Origin of the sequence: Vreelandella titanicae BH1 (assembly GCF_000336575.1) — a bacterium.
Lineage (GTDB): Bacteria > Pseudomonadota > Gammaproteobacteria > Pseudomonadales > Halomonadaceae > Vreelandella > Vreelandella titanicae.
Map to the genome: position 1 here is coordinate 55,424 of NZ_AOPO01000009.1, position 16,676 is coordinate 72,099.

The window sequence follows — 16,676 nt, forward strand, 5'->3', positions numbered from 1 at the left end:
TCTTCGAGTTGTTCATTATCATCCAATGGGAACGATACCATTTTTGTGGCAATTTTTTAGCACCGACTAAAAAAATTAGCGTTGAGTAGAACCTCGTTCGATCAGAGTAGGTGAAAAATTCAGCGCCGCTGGCATTGATGATACGTGGGGCGCAATGCGATGCATCAAGCATTGAACAGCCGTTTTACCCATTGCATCGGTGGGTTGGGCAAGCGTGGTAATGCCGGGAGAGATCAAAGCGCACCAATCGAGTTCATCAATCCCCATCAAGCCTACCTTGCCAAGCGGTAAGTCCAACTGCTGAAACAGGCGGGTCACGGTTAGGGTGGCAGTGCCATTGCCGCACAAGACAGCGCAAGCGTGCTGTTGGTGGGCGGCTAAAAAGTCGCTTAGTGCTTGAAGCGTTGCAGTGCCATCTGAGTTAGCAAGCAGGGAGGATGAATGGATAAGCCCCAACTGCTCGGCAGTGTGGTTAAAGCGGGCCAAGCGTTTTTGTCGCGTGCTCGATTGCTGGGGAACTTCGCTGACATACAGTACGGCCTGGTAGCCCTGATCGGCCAAGTGTTCTAGCGCCATATCGATCGCCAGGTGATTATCGAGTCCAACCACCTCCGCTTCCACATGATCGACTTCGCGGTCTAGCAGCACAATGGGTGTCCCCTGGCTGATGAAAGTATGTAGTTGGCGTTCAGGGCTGCCGGATGCATTTACCACGAGACCTTCCACCTGATAGGCACCCAACAGGTCTAAATGCTGGCGCTCCTGTTCTGGGTCGTTATCAGTATTACATACTACCAATGAGTAGCCGTATTGGCGGCACGCTTGCTCTACACCATGTGTGATAGCCACTGAAAATGGGTTGCGGATATCTGCCACCAACATACCTAACAATTTAGAGCGACCACCTTTTAACCCGCGTGCCATTTGATTTGGCTGGTAGCCAAGGGTACCTGCCGCATGGGCGATGCGCGCTTGAAGTGAGGGCGAGAGCCGATCACGCTCTTCGCCAAAATAGCGCGATACGCTGGTTTTAGAGGCACCAGCGAGGCGGGCTACTTCAAGAATGGTGGAACGGCGCGGTGTAGGTGGCATAGTGTACTTTAAAATAGAGTGCTTAAATAAATAGCGTTTTGCGTTAAAGTGTCTTCCGTTACATTGTGATTAACGGAATGAAAGTAGCTCAATTTTGGGTGTTTGCTAGGCCAAAAGCAACGGCGTGCGAGCCGCTAAGGGTGATTGGCCATATGAATATTGTAGTCTGTGGGGTTCACCGTGCCCTCAAGACGTCCAATTTGAGTAAAGTCATTATTTTCAAGAACCGTGTCAATAGATGTGTCTCTAAAGGAGAGGTTTTTAATAACGTTAACTTTACACGGCATTCCCTTTGCATCTACATCCATTATCCATGCTAAGAAACCGTTTGAGAACTTTGCTAAGCTACCGATAGGGTATAAGCCAAAGTGTTGGATATACTCTACAAGTAATGACTTTTCATAAATAGTTGGGCAGTTATTAACCCAGCGGTAGGCATCAAGAGGTTGCCGTGGATGCTGACCATTTCGCTCATGGGTTAATTTATTGATTATTTTAATAACACTGATTAGTCGAACACGCTCGGATAACTCTGCAGCCTGCTTTCCAGCTGGATAGCCGCTGCCATCGAGCCGTTCGTTGGCATTGAGGATAATGTCATGGCAGGCTGGGCTGGCGACCCAGCCCAGTGCTGTTAGCTTGTTATTCAGTGCAACAACATGTTCTTTGAGTAGCTCGGCTTGCGATGGAGACATGCGAATTTTAAGTGAGGGGAGCTGTTCGCTAATCAGCAGTGGTTTACCCATGGTGTGTAGTAGGGCGCCCGCCACTGTTTCCCGTGTCTGTGACGCGTATGGGTCACGACTGATCAGGATCATTGCTAGCTGGCTACTCACTTGTATGGCATGGCGCACCCACTCGGGTTCATCATGCAAAAAAGCCAGTGCATACTGAAGCCCCCTTCGGTCTTGAGTGACCATATAAAGAAGGCTGTCGACACACTCATAGAGGCTCTCTTCTGGAAATAAATCCTTGTTTTTAGTAAACATTAACATGACTTGTAGCTGGTGAGCGACTTCAAGAACACCGCGTAACAGAGGAGATCGTTGGCTACTCTTGGTTTGATCATGCTCTTCTTTGTGCTGCATTTTCTTCTCTTTGGCATCTGCGATGAAAAGCCGTGACTTAGCTCGAGAGGAGCTATCCTGTATACCTGAGCGAAAAGCAGCTTCGAACTCAGATTCCGATACATAATGGAAAAGAGTCTCAGTCATCGTGGCTGACATATTAATAAACTCAATACCGATAGCCGCATAGTCATGGCTCCCAAAAGGTCGCATATGACAAATACGTCCTTGAGTGTTGAATATTTCTCCGTTTGGAAACTCGAGAGTGACCTCCGGCAGTACCTGATTAATGCTAAGAGCCATGCTATCTTCCAGTCTGACATACACCATGCAGCCACCTACTGAAAGGTTACGCACTTTACCTTCCACGTTGAGCTCATGGGCAAATACTTCCAAGTGCACACGTGCGTGCATACCCAGAATGAAGGGTACACGCAAAGCTCTTCGATTATCGGAGGAAAAAATAGAGCCGGGAAGCTGGCACTCTAAATGGTAAGTGCAGGTATCTATTTTAATGACGTGTGCCGGCACTTGTTCAATATTATAAATTTCTTCTTCTATACCTGGCGTAGGATGGGAAGCTTCTATGTCAAAGCAAATGGTGTCGTTTTGCAAATAAGGAGAAAGCGAGCTACCTGTGTAATGTATCGCTAACGTTATTTTACCACTGTCCAATTCTATCTTAATAGCCTTCGCCTCTATGGCGTAGGCCGCTTCTTTTGAAAAAATAGAAATAGTATGTTCTTTTTTTAGCAAAGACCGTATTATTTGCCCAGTGGTATTTTGGTTCGCCGTATTGATAATCATATAAAACCCACCGTATTTATTTTGTTATAATTAATATCGACTTGGTGGTGACTGCTATATGCTTCTATTGCTTGTCACTCCTACCATGATAGGACATTTTTCCTGTGTCGATTAGCTATTATTTCGCTCCAGTTTGCAAACCTATTTATATCGATTTTAAGAGTCATTTGTAATGATTTGATAATTTTTGTTTATGTTTGATGCAGGCCAGGCCGCCATTCGGACGGGTAGGGATAATCAGGTAAACTGCACGCTTTCTTTTACAGCGATGCTCGCGGCATGCCCTCAAATCCTAAATCACTCCATTCTCAATCGAGCAGCTATGAATTAACGCCGTCTGGCGATCGCTATTTCGATGGCCTAGCCGAGAAATTCTCCCGTTCGCTCTATCAGGCGCCCCGGGGCGAGCTGCGTCTCGCAATGCTCGACTACCTGCTACCGGAAATGCTGAATCTAGAGGGGCAGTGCGTGCTGGACGTGGGCGGTGGCCTGGGCCAGCAGGCGGCATGGTTTGCTGAGCGGGGGCACGATGTCACGATGACTGAACCCTCAGCAGATATGTTGAGCTACGCCAAAACCTGGCACCGGGACGTTAAAACGTTACCGGAAGAGGCTATTACTTATCTGCAGGCGCCGCTACAACTGTTAACAGAACAAGCTCCTGGCCCATGGCCTCTGATTACCTGCCATGCAGTGTTGGAGTGGTTAGGTGACCCGCAAGCAGCGCTGTCCACATTGAGCGATTTATTGGCACCTGGCGGCCAGCTTAGCTTGATGGTGTTTAATCGCGATGCACTGCGCTTTTCCAACGCGGTCAAAGGCAATCTTGAGAAGGCGTTGAGCGACCGCTTAGCGGGGAAGGGCAAGCGACAACGATTGACGCCTATTTCGCCTGTTAGTCATGCCGAGGTTGAGCAGTGGAGTGCAGATAACGGCTTAGTGATAGATGCAGTCGCCGGTATCCGCGTTTTTCAAGATTACTTGCGCCACCCTCCCACCACGCCAGCAGAAACTGAAACGCTGCTGGCGCTGGAAAAAAAGTATTGTCGCCATGACCCCCACTGGCGCCTGGGCCGCTACCTGCTTTATACATTAATTAAACCGGAGATCGTTGAATGAGTGCCCAGTCCCCAGCATGCCAGCTGTTAGAGCGCCAAAAAGATAACTATGTAGCGCTGTGGGTCATTGGCCCGCCAGTCGATAGCTGGCTTATTGACCAATCGACGGGTGTGGTCAGTGGCGATTTTGACGTACTGCGTGAGTGGCAGGCGCAAGGCAAGCAGGCCCGAACGCCTTTTAACTTGGCAGTGGACGAGTCATTCGGCAAAGAGATGGTGCTGTTTTGGCCGAAGGCGCATCAGTTAGGTATTTGGTGGCTCAAGTGGTTATGTGAGCAGCTACCTGAAGGGACTCCCATTGAAATTGTCGGCGAGCATCAAGGTGGCATTAAACGTGTTCCCAAGATGCTGGATGAGCTGGGGATGCCTTGGGATAAGCGCGACAACGCCCGGCGCTGTTCACTCTTTGCCACCCAAACCGTGGCATTGGATTCGACTAGCGATAGCGCTTGGCAGCAATTCGAGACATTAGGACTGACGCTGAACAGCCACCCGGGCGTATTTGGCCACGGCAAAGTCGATGAAGGAACGCTGTTACTGTTGGAAAGCATTGAGAATAGCTTGCCGAAAAAACCGCTCAAAGTGCTGGATATGGGCTGTGGCGATGGGATTATTAGCGCTTGGTTGGCCCAGCGTGGCCATCATGTGACCGCGGTGGACGTCAGCGCTTTTGCGGTAGAGGCGTGTAAGCGCACCTTGGCGGCGAATGGGCTAGAGGGGCGGGTACTCTGCAGTGATGTATTCAGTGCACTTGAAGGTGAGCAGTTTGACTGGATTGTTAGCAACCCGCCTTTCCATAAAGAGCGTGATATCAGTTATGGCCCTAGCCAGCGTTTGATCAGCGCAGCGCCAGAGCATCTCAATGCGGGCGGGCGGTTAATCCTGGTGGCAAATGGCTTTTTGCCCTATCCAGACCTCTTGCAGCGGGCATTTCAAGACTTCCAGACCCTGGCGGATAATCGCCGCTTCAAGGTTTACGGTGCGATTAAGTCACAGCGCTAGGTCTACGGCATTTGATGAGGCACTTACTCAGCAAAGAAAACATTAAGTACGTGATCCAGATGCACTTCCATAGCACGACGAGCAGCCGCCGGGTCACGTTCTTCAATGGCTTCAACGATGCGCTTATGGTCATCCTGGGAGCGCTGCGGCATATCTGTTTCCATAAAGAGTTCCTGGAGTCGACGAAACATGGCGCCGTACTTGTGGCCAAGCAGATGCTTGATGACAAGTGCGTAGGCCGCGTTGCCTGAGGCCTCAGCAATACGAATATGCAGTAATCGATCTCCGGCGCAGTTGCGCCCGCCATTGGCGTTGTCAGACACATTCCGCTCAAATGCCAAACGGATCGCTTTCATATCCTCTTCAGTGGCGTTCATGGCTGCTAACGCGGCAATTTCCGGTTCCAGATAGCGGCGCGTCTGGAGAAGTGAAAAGGGCGGGATCTCTTCGTCCAGATTGAGCTCAATTTCGCTCTCGAACTCTGGGTCTATTGCCCAGGGCTCGGTTCGAGCGGCTGCGCGCATCACCGACTCCATGGGAGTGGAACGCGATTCAAGCACCACGACACCATGGCCGACTCGAACAGCTACCTGCCCAACCACTTCGAGAGCAATCAAGGCCTCTCTCACTGAAGCCCGACTAACGCCAAGAGCTTGGGCAAGCTCTCGCTCGGGGGGTAACAGCGTTCCTGGGGGAAACTCACCATCATTGATTAACTGCTGTAATTGATCAGCAATCTGGCGATAGAGGCGCTGCGAGCGGATGGTTTGAATCGGCATTCGTGGTGTTTCCTATCCGTTTCACTGGTGTTTTTCGACTAAAGTTGATGGCTACTAAAGTTTATTCCCAAAAGCTGCTATTTGGCCTTTTGAGGCTTGTCAGGGTCAAAGTTTCTCGCTCATACTCGGCTCATTGGTCAGGCCATTAGGTGTCTGGATGATTTGGCCTAATGTATGTTCCCACTCTTTTCAAGGTCGTGCCACAGCTTTTAGGGGCGCGCCTTAGCCGTTAGGGATGTGCAAATAACATGAGACTCAAGAACAAAACTGCACTGATCACCGCCGCTGCAAACGGCATTGGGCGTGCTAGCGTCGAGCGCTTTGTTGCCGAGGGCGCACGCGTATTCGCGACAGATATCGATATTGCCAGCTTAGAAGGTATACCGGGTGTTGAAGCTTATCGCCTGGACGTCACGGATAGCCAAGCGATCCACCATTTAGCCGCTTCACTGCCAGCCTTGGATGTACTGTTTAACTGCGCCGGTATGGTGGCAGGTGGCAGCGTACTCGAATGCGACGAGGCCACTTGGCAGCGATCGATGGATCTGAATGTCACTTCAATGTTTCATACCTTGCAGGCTTTTTTACCGGGCATGTTGGCAAAAGAGAGTGGCAGCATCATCAACATGGCTTCCCTGGCATCTAGCATTAAAGGAGTTGCTAATCGCTGCGCTTACGGTACCTCTAAAGCCGCGGTGATCGGACTGACCAAGTCAGTCGCCGCCGACTTTATGACCCAGGGAATTCGCTGCAATGCGATCTGCCCTGGCACCGTTGAGTCTCCCTCTCTCAAACAGCGTATTGCTGAGCAGGCACGTAAAGAGGGGCGCAGTGATGCAGAGGTGCTAGCCTCTTTTATTGCCCGTCAGCCAATGGGTAGGCTGGGGCGAGTGGAGGAAGTGGCTGCGCTGGCGGCTTTCCTGGCTTGTGATGAATCGCAGTTTATTACCGGCACCACGCAATTGATCGATGGTGGTTGGGCTAACTGATTACTTCAGAAGGAATAACAATATGAAACTTTTACGCTTTGGAACGCTGGGCCAGGAAAAGCCGGGCATTCTCGATAGTCAGGGTAAGGTGCGTGATCTGTCCGCTCTCGTTAGCGATGTTGCCGGTGATGTATTGAGCGACGAAGGGTTGCAGAAACTTCGCGATGTGGATCTCTCTATATTGCCAGAGGTCGCGGCTGATGTACGTCTGGGGCCTTGTGTTGGTCAGGTGGGCAAGTTTATTTGTATTGGTCTCAACTACTCCGATCACGCAGCAGAAACCGGCGCCGAGGTTCCCCCTGAGCCGGTCATTTTCAATAAGTGGACAAGCGCTATCTGTGGTCCCAATGACAATGTGGAGATCCCCCGTGGCTCCAAAAAGACCGATTGGGAAGTCGAGCTTGGGGTAATTATTGGAAAGGGTGGTCGTTACATTGATGAAGCTGAGGCGATGTTACATGTGGCGGGGTTCTGCATAGTTAATGATGTGTCTGAACGCGAGTTTCAGTTGGAGCGCAGTGGTACTTGGGACAAGGGCAAAGGCTGCGATACGTTTGGCCCCTTAGGGCCCTGGTTAGTTACCCGTGATGAGATTGCTGACCCACACCAGTTAGGTATGTGGCTTGAGGTAGACGGCCAGCGTTACCAGGACGGCAATACGCGCACCATGGTGTATCAAGTGCCTTTTCTGATCAGTTACTTGAGCCGTTTTATGAGTTTGCAGCCTGGCGATGTTATCTCCACCGGCACACCTCCCGGTGTGGGTATGGGCCAGAAGCCCGCCGTTTACCTTCGTGATGGACAGCAAATGCGTTTAGGTATTGAGGGCTTAGGTGTGCAGCGGCAGCGGGTCGTTCAGGCCTAAACATAACGAGGAGAAGCGCGCTTATGGAAGTGCTTATCTGTTCAAAGCCGCAACATCTGGAGCTGCGTCACGCTTCTAAGCCAGAGTGTGCCTCTGGGCATGCCGTGGTACGGATACGCCGTATCGGTATCTGCGGAACGGATATTCATGCATATGGTGGCAATCAACCCTATTTTGAATATCCCAGGGTGTTAGGCCATGAGCTTGCCGGTGAGATAGTCGAAGTCGCTGATGACCATGACCAGCACTTACTGGGCAAGCAGGTTTATGTCATACCCTACCTGCATTGTGGTGAATGCCGTGCCTGCCAGCAGCATAAAACCAACTGCTGCCAGAACATGCAGGTTATTGGCGTACATCAAGATGGTGGCATGGCGGAGTACCTGACCGTACCTACCACTCACTTAGTGGTATCTGAAACCCTTAGCATCGATCAATTGGCCCTGGTGGAGTGCATGGCAATTGGTGCTCACGCTGTAAGGCGTAGCGTGCTACAAGCGGATGAATTAGCCGTCATCGTGGGTGCGGGGCCTATTGGTATGGGCGTACTCCAGGTCGCTAAAAGCCAGGGGGCGCGTACCTTGATGGTGGATACCAATCCATCACGTCTGGCTTTTTGCCGTGACGTACTGGGTGCCGATGCGGTGGCGAACCCTCAGGAAGTGGAAGTGGCTGCACAGATCAGCAAGCTAAATGGCGGTGCGTTAGCAGATGTGGTGTTTGATGCCACAGGGAGCCCTCGTGCTATGGAGGCTGGGTTCGATCTGGTGGGGCATGGCGGTTGCTATGTTCTGGTGAGTATAGTCAAAGCAGATATTACCTTCAGTGATCCTGATTTCCACAAGAAAGAGTTGACCTTGATCGGCAGCCGTAATGCCACTCGGGAAGACTTTGATAGTGTGGTGTCACTGATGGATAGTGGGGACATCAATGCTGAAGCAATGATTACCCACCGTGCTTACCTTGCTGACGTGCCTGCCCAGATGCCCCAGTGGTGTGACCCCGCTAATCAGGTTATCAAGGCCATGATATCGATTGATCATTAACACTTCTGCATCGTATCCTCAAACTTGCCACATTCAGCCGCCGACGAATTTACCGGTAAGGTCTATCGTTAAGGACTATGATGCAAATAAGTAGTCGTTAATTTAACGGTAGTGAATAGGAGTGGCAGCAATGGCGGGAAATATTCGAAATACGGCGGTACTGGGAAGTGCCGTTCTGCTGGGCGGGCTGCTGGCGCTAGGGCTGGTATGGAGCGGTAGTTATATCAAGGGCGCCGCAGAAGTGTGGCAGCAGTCGTCGCGTAGCGTCACGGTGCGTGGCTTAGCCGAGCGAGAAGTGCCGGCAGATTTGGTGCTGTGGCCGTTCAATTACAGTGTCAGCGCTAATAGCTTGAGTGACCTTGAGCAGCAGTTGTCCAGTGACGAGCAGGCAATTCGCGATTTTCTGGAGGCCCAGGGGTTTGCATCAGAGCATGTTAGCTCCACTCCGCCGCGGATTACCGACCAATATAGCAATCAGTACGGTGGTCAGCGCCCGGATGAGCGCTATCGCGCCGAAGCAACACTGCTACTGCGCTCCCCCGATGTTGAGGGCGTGATCGAGGCAATCCCCAATGCGACTTCACTGGTTCGAGAGGGCGTACTGCTCTCGCCTAGCTACGAATACCGCACGGAGTTTCTATTTACCGGACTTGATGCGATCAAGCCTGAAATGATTGCGGCGGCCACTGCGGATGCGCGTAACGCCGCACAGCAGTTTGCCGAAGATTCCGGTAGCCAAGTGGGCCAGATTCGTCAGGCGACCCAGGGCTACTTCTCCATCGAGGACTTGGACAGCTACACGCCGCAAACCAAACGTGTTCGCGTTGTCACCACGGTGGACTACTCCTTACAAGATTAGGCCCTAGGCGGCGTTAATGGCGCAGGGATTAGCCAGTGTAATCAATGGCGGTGATGGTATAAAACGTATCACCGTTAGGCGTGAGCACTTTTGCTTCATCACCCACCTGTTTACCGAGCAGTGCTTTAGCCATAGGTGCATCGATACTGATCCAGCGCTTTTTGGTGTCGATTTCATCGTGGCCAACGATCCTGAGATGCACCTCACCGCCACTTTCATCCTCCAGGCTTACATAAGCGCCGAAAAACACCTTGCTGGTATCGGCTGGCAGGCGGTCTACGATTTGCAGTTCGTCCAAGCGTTTCGTCAGGTAAGTAATCCGGGCGATAACGCGGTTCAGCTCTTTCTTGTTATAGGTGTAATCGGCGTTTTCACTGCGGTCGCCCTGGGCGGCTGCTTCGCCGACTTTTGCTGAAATATCCGGGCGTTTAACCCGCGATAGGTGATCCAAGATAGCGCGCAAGCGAGCCGCCCCTTCTGGGGTAATCAGATTGCTCTTAGGGGCTTGACGCGGATCTTTGGCTGGATCGCGCCAGCGGGTCATGTTGCGGCCTTTCATTACCTATTCCCCATCGTGTTTCGAGCTACCCACCTTACGTTAATTGCGCGAAGCAACCAAGCAGCATGCTACTGGTAAATCATTCAAACGTTCGTTACATTTTTTGCTATATTGGGCTAGAGGCCCGTCATTGGTGGGTCTAAGTAGGACAACAATAATGTTAGGAGCATGTATGCGAACTCACTCTTTTCCACGTATGTTTTTACCGCGCTCATTAATCGCCGCCGCTATTGGCAGCGCGCTGATGCTGTCTCCGCTAACCGCCTCTGCCTTTGAAGGCGAGCTGTTTTCGCTTAAAAACAGGTGGGAGCATACCGTGACTGAGATGCCCGCCAACGAGCGCGAGAGCACGTTAAAGGCATTGGCAGGTGAAGCGGAGCAGTTGGCCGAGCAGTACAGCGATGAAGCTGATGTACTTGTTTGGCAGGGAATAGTTCTGGCTTCTTATGCCCGTGAGCGCGGTGGTTTAGGCGCATTAGGAATCGCAGGTGATGCGCGTGACGCGTTAGAAAAGGCGATTGAAATAGATCCTCAGGGGTTGAATGGTTCCGCCTACGTCACGCTAGGTGCGCTTTACGATCGCGCTCCGGGACGGCCACTCGGTTTTGGCAATAGTGATACCGCTGAACGCATGTTCCAGCGTGCCTTGGAGATCCGCCCAGACGGCATCGATGTGAACTACTACTACGCTGCCTTTTTGAAAGAAGAGGGCAATGAGCAGGCCGCTCGCGAGCACGCCCAGCGAGCGGTTAACGGCACCGCTCGAGACAACCGGCAAGTCTCCGATGAAGCGCTACGCCGTGATGCCGAAGCGCTGCTTAAGCAGCTGTAAATCCCCCGCTGAATTGGCATTCCCGGTGGCAAGCATTGATAATAGATCGATTATCACCACCGGGAGTGCCTCATGGCGTCCAACTCCAAGCACGATGCTGTTCAGAATCCTAATTTTCAGCGCCCTCCTTTTAAAAACACGGCTCTTAGCGTTCCCGACTTAAAGCGCGATGATGTTGAGCTGCTTAAGCGGGAGACGCTACACCAGGGGTTTTTCCGCCTGGAAGCCTTAGAGCTTCGTCACCGGCTGTTTGAAGGCGGTTGGAGCGAACCCATGCGTCGTGAAGTGCATAATCGCTTTGATGCAGTGGGTGTGCTGCTCTACGACCCTGAGCGCGACTCATTGGTGCTCATTGAGCAGTTTCGTGCCGGCGCCATTGATGATTCCGTTTCTCCCTGGAAGCTCGAGCTCGTGGCCGGTTTGGTCGAAAAAGACGAATCGCTGGAAGATGTGGCGCGTCGCGAGGCGTGGGAGGAGGCCGGTTGTAAAGTGGCCCAACTGACCAAACTTCACACGTATTATCCCAGCCCTGGCGCCTGCAGCGAGCAAGTGACACTATTTTGTGGTTTGGTAGATACCCAAGGATTAGGTGGGATTCATGGCCTAGATGAAGAGCATGAGGATATTCGTGTTCACGTCATGCCTTTCGCTAACGCTTGGGAGCTCTTAGAGAAGGGGCGACTCGACAACGCCATGTGTTTAATTGGTCTACATTGGCTGAATAGTCAGCGAGCCTCACTGCGTGCTGCCTCGCAGCGCGCTTTGACGCAAAGCGAAACCGACGAGGAGTGAACATGGCGAGAACGGCCTATGTCACCGATTTAAAATCGCTCCAAGGGGAGTGCAGCGCCAACTATTTACGTTTGGTGCGCCTGGTGGGCGATATGGAGGCCGGCCAGCGCCGCGATATTGCCTTGCGCGGTGATAAACAGCATTTCGGTGATCTGCATCTGTATATTCAAGAGCAGGCGCCTTACACCACCATGGTGAATGTTTCTCAGACCGGCCCACTAGATACCGTTTTGGAAGGGCCGCGTATGCGCGTACATCTTTATCACGATGTACGCATGGCGGAAGTGACCGACTTTCAGCGCGAGCGCCACTTTAGTGGCCGCTACCGCTACCCCAATGCCCGGATGCATCAGCCGGATGAGAAGCTTCAACTCAACCGCTTCTTGGGCGAGTGGCTGGCTCATGGCCTTGCTCACGGTCACACGGTCGACGTGCCGGAGATGCCCTAATGCGTGTGGTGCAAATTACCGACGCCCATCTCTATGCGGATATCGAAGCGCGTTCCCGGGCGGGCATACCCTGGCGGCAGTTTCAGCAGGTGTTGAATGCCGTTGTCGCCGAAAAGCCCGATATCGTGCTGTTTACTGGTGATATTAGCCAGGATGAATCGGCCGCTTCCTACGCCTTGGCGATGCAGGCGCTGGAGCAGTTGCCTTGCCCCTGGTACTGGCTGCCGGGTAATCACGATCAGCCCGAGTTCATGGCGGCCGAGCGGCCGATGGTTGAACAAGTGAACTTGGATTCGTGGCGCATCCTGTTGCTCAATACCCAGGTGGAGGGCAAACCCCACGGTGAACTGGGAAGCGAGCGGCTAGCTAAGCTCGCTGAACAGTTAGAGAACGATGACCGGCCCACGCTGATAGCCATGCACCACCCGCCGGTGGACGTCGGCGCGGTGTGGATGGATGCCATTGGCCTACAAGATCGCGACGCATTTTGGCAACTGCTAAGTAAACACCCGCACGTCAAGATCATCCTGTTTGGTCACGCGCACCAAGCCTACGCCGAGCATCATATTTTAGGCACAGGTAGAGGCATAGGTGAGGCCACTATTGATGTTTATGGCTGCCCGGCGATGGCCGATCAGTTTCTGCCCGGTGCCGAGCAGTTTGCCATTGATGAAGCTTCCCGCCCTGGCTATCGGGTTATCGATTTGGCGTATAGCGATGCCCAGGGAAGCGAGTGGCAGAGCTGGGTAGAGCGCATTGATTAGACGTTAATTGCTCTCTTATTTCTAGATAGGTTTTTTAGGAATAAAAAGATAGTTATTAATTCTTTTGGGTTATTACCGGCTCGGCGTTACCCTACTCACATTCGAACGTACATTTATCTATAACGTACGCTGATTTTAGCTTGTGTGACGAGCTTGTTCTTGTGAGGTAAGGGGCCATGACCCAATTGTCTACATTGTCGTCAAAAGAGCGGTCTTCAGAGACGCGTTCTTCATCTTCAGCGACGCAGGGGGAGGCTTTTAATGCCCCTGATGCCGCGCGCTTGACCCACCTCAAGCAATTAGAAGCCGAGTCTATCCATATCATCCGTGAAGTTGCCGCTGAGTTCGCCAACCCGGTGATGATGTACTCCATCGGTAAAGATTCGTCGGTAATGCTGCACTTGGCGCGCAAAGCTTTTTACCCCGGTACACCGCCATTCCCGCTGATGCACGTGGACACCACGTGGAAGTTTCGCGAAATGATCGAGTTCCGTAACCGCATGGCTGAAGAGGCGGGTATGGAACTGATCGTGCACACCAACGAAGAGGGGCGGGCAGCCAATATCAACCCGTTCGACCACGGCAGCGCCAAATACACCGATATCATGAAAACCCAGGCGCTCAAGCAGGCGCTGGATAAGTATGGGTTTGATGCGGCCTTTGGTGGCGCGCGTCGTGATGAAGAAGCCTCGCGTGCCAAAGAGCGCGTCTACTCGTTCCGCGATAAGTATCACCGTTGGGATCCCAAGAACCAGCGCCCTGAGCTTTGGAACGTATATAACGCCAAGGTCAATAAAGGTGAATCGATCCGCGTGTTCCCACTCTCTAACTGGACCGAGCTGGATATCTGGCAATACATCTACTTAGAGTCGATTCCCATCGTGCCGCTCTACTACTCGGCCAAGCGGCCCATAGTCGAGCGCGACGGTATGCAAGTTATGGTCGATGACGACCGTATGCCGTTAGCACCTGGCGAAGTGCCGGAAATGAAGTCGGTACGGTTTCGAACGCTTGGCTGCTACCCGCTAACCGGCGCGGTGGAATCCGAAGCCGCGACGCTTCCGGAAATTATTCAAGAGATGCTGCTGACCCGAACCAGTGAACGCAGTGGCCGCGCCATCGATCGCGATCAGGTGGGTTCGATGGAGAAGAAAAAGCGCGAGGGGTACTTCTGATGTCTCACCAATCTAATTTAATCGCCGATAATATCGAGCAGTACCTGCACGAGCACGAAAACAAAGACCTGCTGCGTTTTATCACCTGCGGTAGCGTAGACGACGGCAAATCGACGCTGATTGGCCGTCTGCTTCACGACTCGAAAATGATCTTTGAAGATCAACTGGCGGCGATCACTCAGGCTTCTAAAACCAGTGGTACTACTGGTGATACCGTTGATCTGGCGCTGTTGGTGGATGGGCTGCAGTCAGAGCGTGAGCAGGGCATTACCATCGATGTGGCGTACCGCTTTTTCTCTACCGATAAGCGCAAGTTTATTATCGCCGATACGCCTGGGCATGAGCAGTACACCCGCAATATGGCCACGGGGGCATCAACCGCCAGCCTGGCGATTATCCTGATCGATGCCCGCTACGGTGTGCAGACCCAGACTCGCCGCCATAGCTTTATTGCCGACCTGCTAGGTATTCAGCACCTGGTGATTGCGGTCAATAAGATGGATCTAGTGGACTTCTCCGAGCAGCGCTTTAACGAGATAGTCGATGAGTACCGAGCCTTTGCCACCAATCTGCAAGCACCTGACATTCGCTTTGTACCGATGTCGGCCCTGAATGGCGACAACGTGGTCAATCGCAGCGAACAAACGCCCTGGTATTTTAGCGATGCTTACCAGGGGGAAACACTGATCGAGCTATTAGAGAGTGTCGAGATTACCCGCGACCAGAACCTCAGCGATCTGCGTTTACCGGTTCAGTACGTTAACCGCCCGAACCTTGATTTTCGCGGTTACTGCGGCACTTTAGCCGCGGGTGTATTACGTCCTGGTCAAGCCGTTAAGGCACTTCCATCGGGTAAAACGTCGCGGGTTGCACGGATTGTCACTTTTGATGGTGATCTTGCGGCCGCTTATCCAGGTCAGGCGATCACTGTGACTCTGGAAGATGAAATCGATATCTCCCGTGGCGACTGGCTGGTGGCAGCGGATAGCGAACTGCCGCTCTCCAACACCTTTAAAGCCGATATTGTTTGGATGCAGGAAGAGGCGTTAACGCCAGGTAAGCTCTACGATTTCAAACTGGCGACCCGCGATCTTTCCGGTCAGATCAGTGCGATTGATTACCAAATCGACGTCAATACTCTGGAGAAGCATGCCACTCACTCGCTGGGGCTAAATGCGATTGCCCGCTGCGACGTGGAACTGACAGCTGCTATTCCCGTGGATGATTACCGCACCAGCCCCGGTACCGGTAGCTTTATCATCATTGATCGGCTGACCAACGTGACCGTAGGCGCCGGTATGATCCGCGGTACCGCCAGCGCCCCAGGCAATGCTTCAAACGCCACCGATTGGGCCGACTTTGAGCGTGATTTGAATGCCCTGGTGCGTAAGCATTTCCCTCACTGGGAAGCGAAAGATATCAGCGGTTTATTCAGCCGCTAACCGGCATAAGCTCCGGTCATGAGCCTCCTCACATCCGTGCGAGGAGTTCTCCTTATCTCATTGCGAGGAGCGAAGCGACGCGGCAATCTTGCTTTTGTCATTGCGAGCGCAGCGCGGCAATCTCAAAGTTAGTGCCATCGCCGGTATGAGATTGCTTCGTCGCAAGCTACTCGCAATGGCGGTAGGTGATTAGATTTACTCAGCGTTAGGGAAAAACAGCTGCTGACCATCTACCTCAAAATCCGCAATCGCTTGCTGGCCCTGTTCAGAAACCAGCCACTCGTGCCACTGGGCGGCGAGGTCGTGCTTCAAATGCGGGTGACGCTCTGCCGAGAGCAATAGGCTGCCATACTGATTGAATAGCGCTTCATCGCCTTCAAACAGCAAGGTGAGGTCTTGTGGGTTGTCAAAGGCGACCCAGGTGGCGCGATCGGTAAACGTATAGGCGTCCATGCCCGCGGCGGTATTCAACGTAGGGCCCATGCCGCTGCCCAGCTCGCGGTACCACTCGCCCTGTGGCGTGACCCCGGCATCTTCCCACAAGCGCAATTCCGCGCGGTTGGTGCCGCTATCGTCCCCACGTGAAGCAAAGGGGGACTCGCTCTCGGCAATACGCTGCATGGCATCGATGACGGTTTCGCTGTCACGGATGCCCGCAGGGTCATCGCTCGGGCCGACGATTACGAAATCGTTGTACATCACATTCAAGCGTTCTGTGGCGTAGCCATCGGCCACAAACTTTTCTTCACCTGCGGTGTCGTGAACCAGCAGGCTATCCGCATCGCCACGGCGACCAATTTCAAATGCCTGGCCGGTGCCCACGGCGACCACGTGCACATCAATCCCGGTCTCTTCGCTGAATGCGGGGATGATGGCGTCAAACAGGCCAGAGTTTTCGGTAGAGGTCGTGGAGGCCAGGGTAATGTAGTCATCGGCCGCCATCAGCGTAGCGCTGAAGGTCAGCCCTAGGGTGCCAGCGGTGATAAGTGCGGTAGTTTTGTTCATTTTTGCTCCTTGATCGCTTTTCATAAATCGTTTT

17 protein-coding genes are annotated in these 16,676 nt (G+C 52.7%); 12 read left to right on the plus strand and 5 right to left on the minus strand.

Features of this window, described 5'->3' with window-relative positions; genetic code table 11:
* Positions 1-75: 75 nt before the first annotated feature.
* Positions 76-1,092: a LacI family DNA-binding transcriptional regulator gene (locus tag HALTITAN_RS15895; RefSeq protein WP_027959020.1), complete on the minus strand. Its 1,017-nt coding sequence runs from the start codon at positions 1,090-1,092 to the stop codon at positions 76-78.
* Between the two features lie 134 nt (positions 1,093-1,226).
* Positions 1,227-2,966 carry an HD domain-containing phosphohydrolase gene (locus tag HALTITAN_RS15900; protein ID WP_009287713.1) on the minus strand — a complete coding sequence of 580 codons (1,740 nt, stop codon included), beginning with the start codon at positions 2,964-2,966 and terminating at the stop codon, positions 1,227-1,229.
* A gap of 279 nt (positions 2,967-3,245) precedes the next feature.
* On the opposite strand from HALTITAN_RS15900, the gene HALTITAN_RS15905 reads away from it, so the two are divergent.
* Together HALTITAN_RS15905 and HALTITAN_RS15910 are read left to right on the plus strand one after the other, a co-directional pair.
* Positions 3,246-4,085 carry a methyltransferase domain-containing protein gene (locus HALTITAN_RS15905; RefSeq protein ID WP_009287714.1) on the plus strand — a complete coding sequence of 280 codons (840 nt, stop codon included), beginning with the start codon at positions 3,246-3,248 and terminating at the stop codon, positions 4,083-4,085.
* Positions 4,082-5,086, plus strand: coding sequence for a methyltransferase (locus tag HALTITAN_RS15910; RefSeq protein ID WP_009287715.1), 1,005 nt, complete (start codon positions 4,082-4,084; stop codon positions 5,084-5,086). Before HALTITAN_RS15905 ends, HALTITAN_RS15910 begins: the two co-directional genes overlap by 4 nt.
* A gap of 23 nt (positions 5,087-5,109) precedes the next feature.
* Here the strand turns inward: HALTITAN_RS15910 and HALTITAN_RS15915 are convergent, their stop codons facing one another.
* Positions 5,110-5,865, minus strand: a complete 756-nt coding sequence (locus HALTITAN_RS15915; protein ID WP_009287716.1) for a FadR/GntR family transcriptional regulator — start codon at positions 5,863-5,865, stop codon at positions 5,110-5,112.
* A gap of 248 nt (positions 5,866-6,113) precedes the next feature.
* Here HALTITAN_RS15915 and HALTITAN_RS15920 point away from each other — a divergent pair, with 248 nt between their 5' ends.
* The 4 genes from HALTITAN_RS15920 (at position 6,114) to HALTITAN_RS15935 (ending at position 9,624) form a co-directional block, all read left to right on the plus strand.
* The gene (locus tag HALTITAN_RS15920; protein ID WP_022524025.1) at positions 6,114-6,854 is read left to right on the plus strand and encodes an SDR family oxidoreductase; all 741 of its coding nucleotides are present in this window, start codon (positions 6,114-6,116) and stop codon (positions 6,852-6,854) included.
* A gap of 22 nt (positions 6,855-6,876) precedes the next feature.
* Positions 6,877-7,719 carry a fumarylacetoacetate hydrolase family protein gene (locus tag HALTITAN_RS15925; RefSeq protein WP_039859746.1) on the plus strand — a complete coding sequence of 281 codons (843 nt, stop codon included), beginning with the start codon at positions 6,877-6,879 and terminating at the stop codon, positions 7,717-7,719.
* 23 nt (positions 7,720-7,742) lie between these two features.
* Complete coding sequence (locus tag HALTITAN_RS15930) at positions 7,743-8,765, plus strand: zinc-binding alcohol dehydrogenase family protein (RefSeq protein ID WP_009287717.1); 1,023 nt, start codon at positions 7,743-7,745, stop codon at positions 8,763-8,765.
* A 130-nt stretch (positions 8,766-8,895) separates the two neighbouring features.
* Complete coding sequence (locus HALTITAN_RS15935; protein ID WP_022524022.1) at positions 8,896-9,624, plus strand: SIMPL domain-containing protein; 729 nt, start codon at positions 8,896-8,898, stop codon at positions 9,622-9,624.
* Between the two features lie 28 nt (positions 9,625-9,652).
* On the opposite strand, the gene greB is transcribed toward HALTITAN_RS15935, so the two are convergent.
* On the minus strand, positions 9,653-10,183 hold the full coding sequence (greB, locus tag HALTITAN_RS15940) for a transcription elongation factor GreB (protein WP_009287719.1): 531 nt from the start codon (positions 10,181-10,183) through the stop codon (positions 9,653-9,655).
* Positions 10,184-10,355: 172 nt separating this feature from the next.
* On the opposite strand from greB, the gene HALTITAN_RS15945 reads away from it, so the two are divergent.
* The 6 genes from HALTITAN_RS15945 (at position 10,356) to cysN (ending at position 15,637) form a co-directional block, all read left to right on the plus strand.
* Entirely contained in the window at positions 10,356-11,015 is a 660-nt protein-coding gene (locus HALTITAN_RS15945) for a tetratricopeptide repeat protein (RefSeq protein ID WP_027959025.1), read from the plus strand.
* Between the two features lie 72 nt (positions 11,016-11,087).
* A complete protein-coding gene (locus HALTITAN_RS15950) occupies positions 11,088-11,807 on the plus strand; it encodes an NUDIX domain-containing protein (RefSeq protein WP_009287721.1) in 720 nt (239 codons plus the stop codon).
* 2 nt (positions 11,808-11,809) lie between these two features.
* On the plus strand, positions 11,810-12,256 hold the full coding sequence (locus HALTITAN_RS15955; protein WP_022524019.1) for a DUF1249 domain-containing protein: 447 nt from the start codon (positions 11,810-11,812) through the stop codon (positions 12,254-12,256).
* Positions 12,256-13,020: a phosphodiesterase gene (locus tag HALTITAN_RS15960; RefSeq protein ID WP_039859747.1), complete on the plus strand. Its 765-nt coding sequence runs from the start codon at positions 12,256-12,258 to the stop codon at positions 13,018-13,020. Before HALTITAN_RS15955 ends, HALTITAN_RS15960 begins: the two co-directional genes overlap by 1 nt.
* A 176-nt stretch (positions 13,021-13,196) precedes the next feature.
* Positions 13,197-14,195, plus strand: coding sequence for a sulfate adenylyltransferase subunit CysD (cysD, locus tag HALTITAN_RS15965; RefSeq protein WP_009287723.1), 999 nt, complete (start codon positions 13,197-13,199; stop codon positions 14,193-14,195).
* Positions 14,195-15,637 (plus strand): sulfate adenylyltransferase subunit CysN, encoded by a 1,443-nt coding sequence (cysN, locus tag HALTITAN_RS15970; RefSeq protein WP_009287724.1) that lies wholly within the window; start codon positions 14,195-14,197, stop codon positions 15,635-15,637. The genes cysD and cysN overlap by 1 nt, the downstream gene beginning before the upstream one ends.
* Positions 15,638-15,832: 195 nt before the next feature.
* Here the strand turns inward: cysN and HALTITAN_RS15975 are convergent, their stop codons facing one another.
* Positions 15,833-16,642 carry an ABC transporter substrate-binding protein gene (locus HALTITAN_RS15975; RefSeq protein WP_039859749.1) on the minus strand — a complete coding sequence of 270 codons (810 nt, stop codon included), beginning with the start codon at positions 16,640-16,642 and terminating at the stop codon, positions 15,833-15,835.
* Between the last annotated feature and the right edge of the window lie 34 nt (positions 16,643-16,676).

Excerpts from the sequence above, each read along its gene's own strand:
- HALTITAN_RS15895 (WP_027959020.1), bottom strand. The coding sequence starts at position 1,092 with ATGCCACCTACACCGCGCCGTTCCACCATTCTTGAAGTAGCCCGCCTC.
- HALTITAN_RS15900 (WP_009287713.1), bottom strand. The coding sequence starts at position 2,966 with ATGATTATCAATACGGCGAACCAAAATACCACTGGGCAAATAATACGG.
- HALTITAN_RS15905 (WP_009287714.1), top strand. The coding sequence starts at position 3,246 with ATGCCCTCAAATCCTAAATCACTCCATTCTCAATCGAGCAGCTATGAA.
- HALTITAN_RS15910 (WP_009287715.1), top strand. The coding sequence starts at position 4,082 with ATGAGTGCCCAGTCCCCAGCATGCCAGCTGTTAGAGCGCCAAAAAGAT.
- HALTITAN_RS15915 (WP_009287716.1), bottom strand. The coding sequence starts at position 5,865 with ATGCCGATTCAAACCATCCGCTCGCAGCGCCTCTATCGCCAGATTGCT.
- HALTITAN_RS15920 (WP_022524025.1), top strand. The coding sequence starts at position 6,114 with ATGAGACTCAAGAACAAAACTGCACTGATCACCGCCGCTGCAAACGGC.
- HALTITAN_RS15925 (WP_039859746.1), top strand. The coding sequence starts at position 6,877 with ATGAAACTTTTACGCTTTGGAACGCTGGGCCAGGAAAAGCCGGGCATT.
- HALTITAN_RS15930 (WP_009287717.1), top strand. The coding sequence starts at position 7,743 with ATGGAAGTGCTTATCTGTTCAAAGCCGCAACATCTGGAGCTGCGTCAC.
- HALTITAN_RS15935 (WP_022524022.1), top strand. The coding sequence starts at position 8,896 with ATGGCGGGAAATATTCGAAATACGGCGGTACTGGGAAGTGCCGTTCTG.
- greB (WP_009287719.1), bottom strand. The coding sequence starts at position 10,183 with ATGAAAGGCCGCAACATGACCCGCTGGCGCGATCCAGCCAAAGATCCG.
- HALTITAN_RS15945 (WP_027959025.1), top strand. The coding sequence starts at position 10,356 with ATGCGAACTCACTCTTTTCCACGTATGTTTTTACCGCGCTCATTAATC.
- HALTITAN_RS15950 (WP_009287721.1), top strand. The coding sequence starts at position 11,088 with ATGGCGTCCAACTCCAAGCACGATGCTGTTCAGAATCCTAATTTTCAG.
- HALTITAN_RS15955 (WP_022524019.1), top strand. The coding sequence starts at position 11,810 with ATGGCGAGAACGGCCTATGTCACCGATTTAAAATCGCTCCAAGGGGAG.
- HALTITAN_RS15960 (WP_039859747.1), top strand. The coding sequence starts at position 12,256 with ATGCGTGTGGTGCAAATTACCGACGCCCATCTCTATGCGGATATCGAA.
- cysD (WP_009287723.1), top strand. The coding sequence starts at position 13,197 with ATGACCCAATTGTCTACATTGTCGTCAAAAGAGCGGTCTTCAGAGACG.
- cysN (WP_009287724.1), top strand. The coding sequence starts at position 14,195 with ATGTCTCACCAATCTAATTTAATCGCCGATAATATCGAGCAGTACCTG.
- HALTITAN_RS15975 (WP_039859749.1), bottom strand. The coding sequence starts at position 16,642 with ATGAACAAAACTACCGCACTTATCACCGCTGGCACCCTAGGGCTGACC.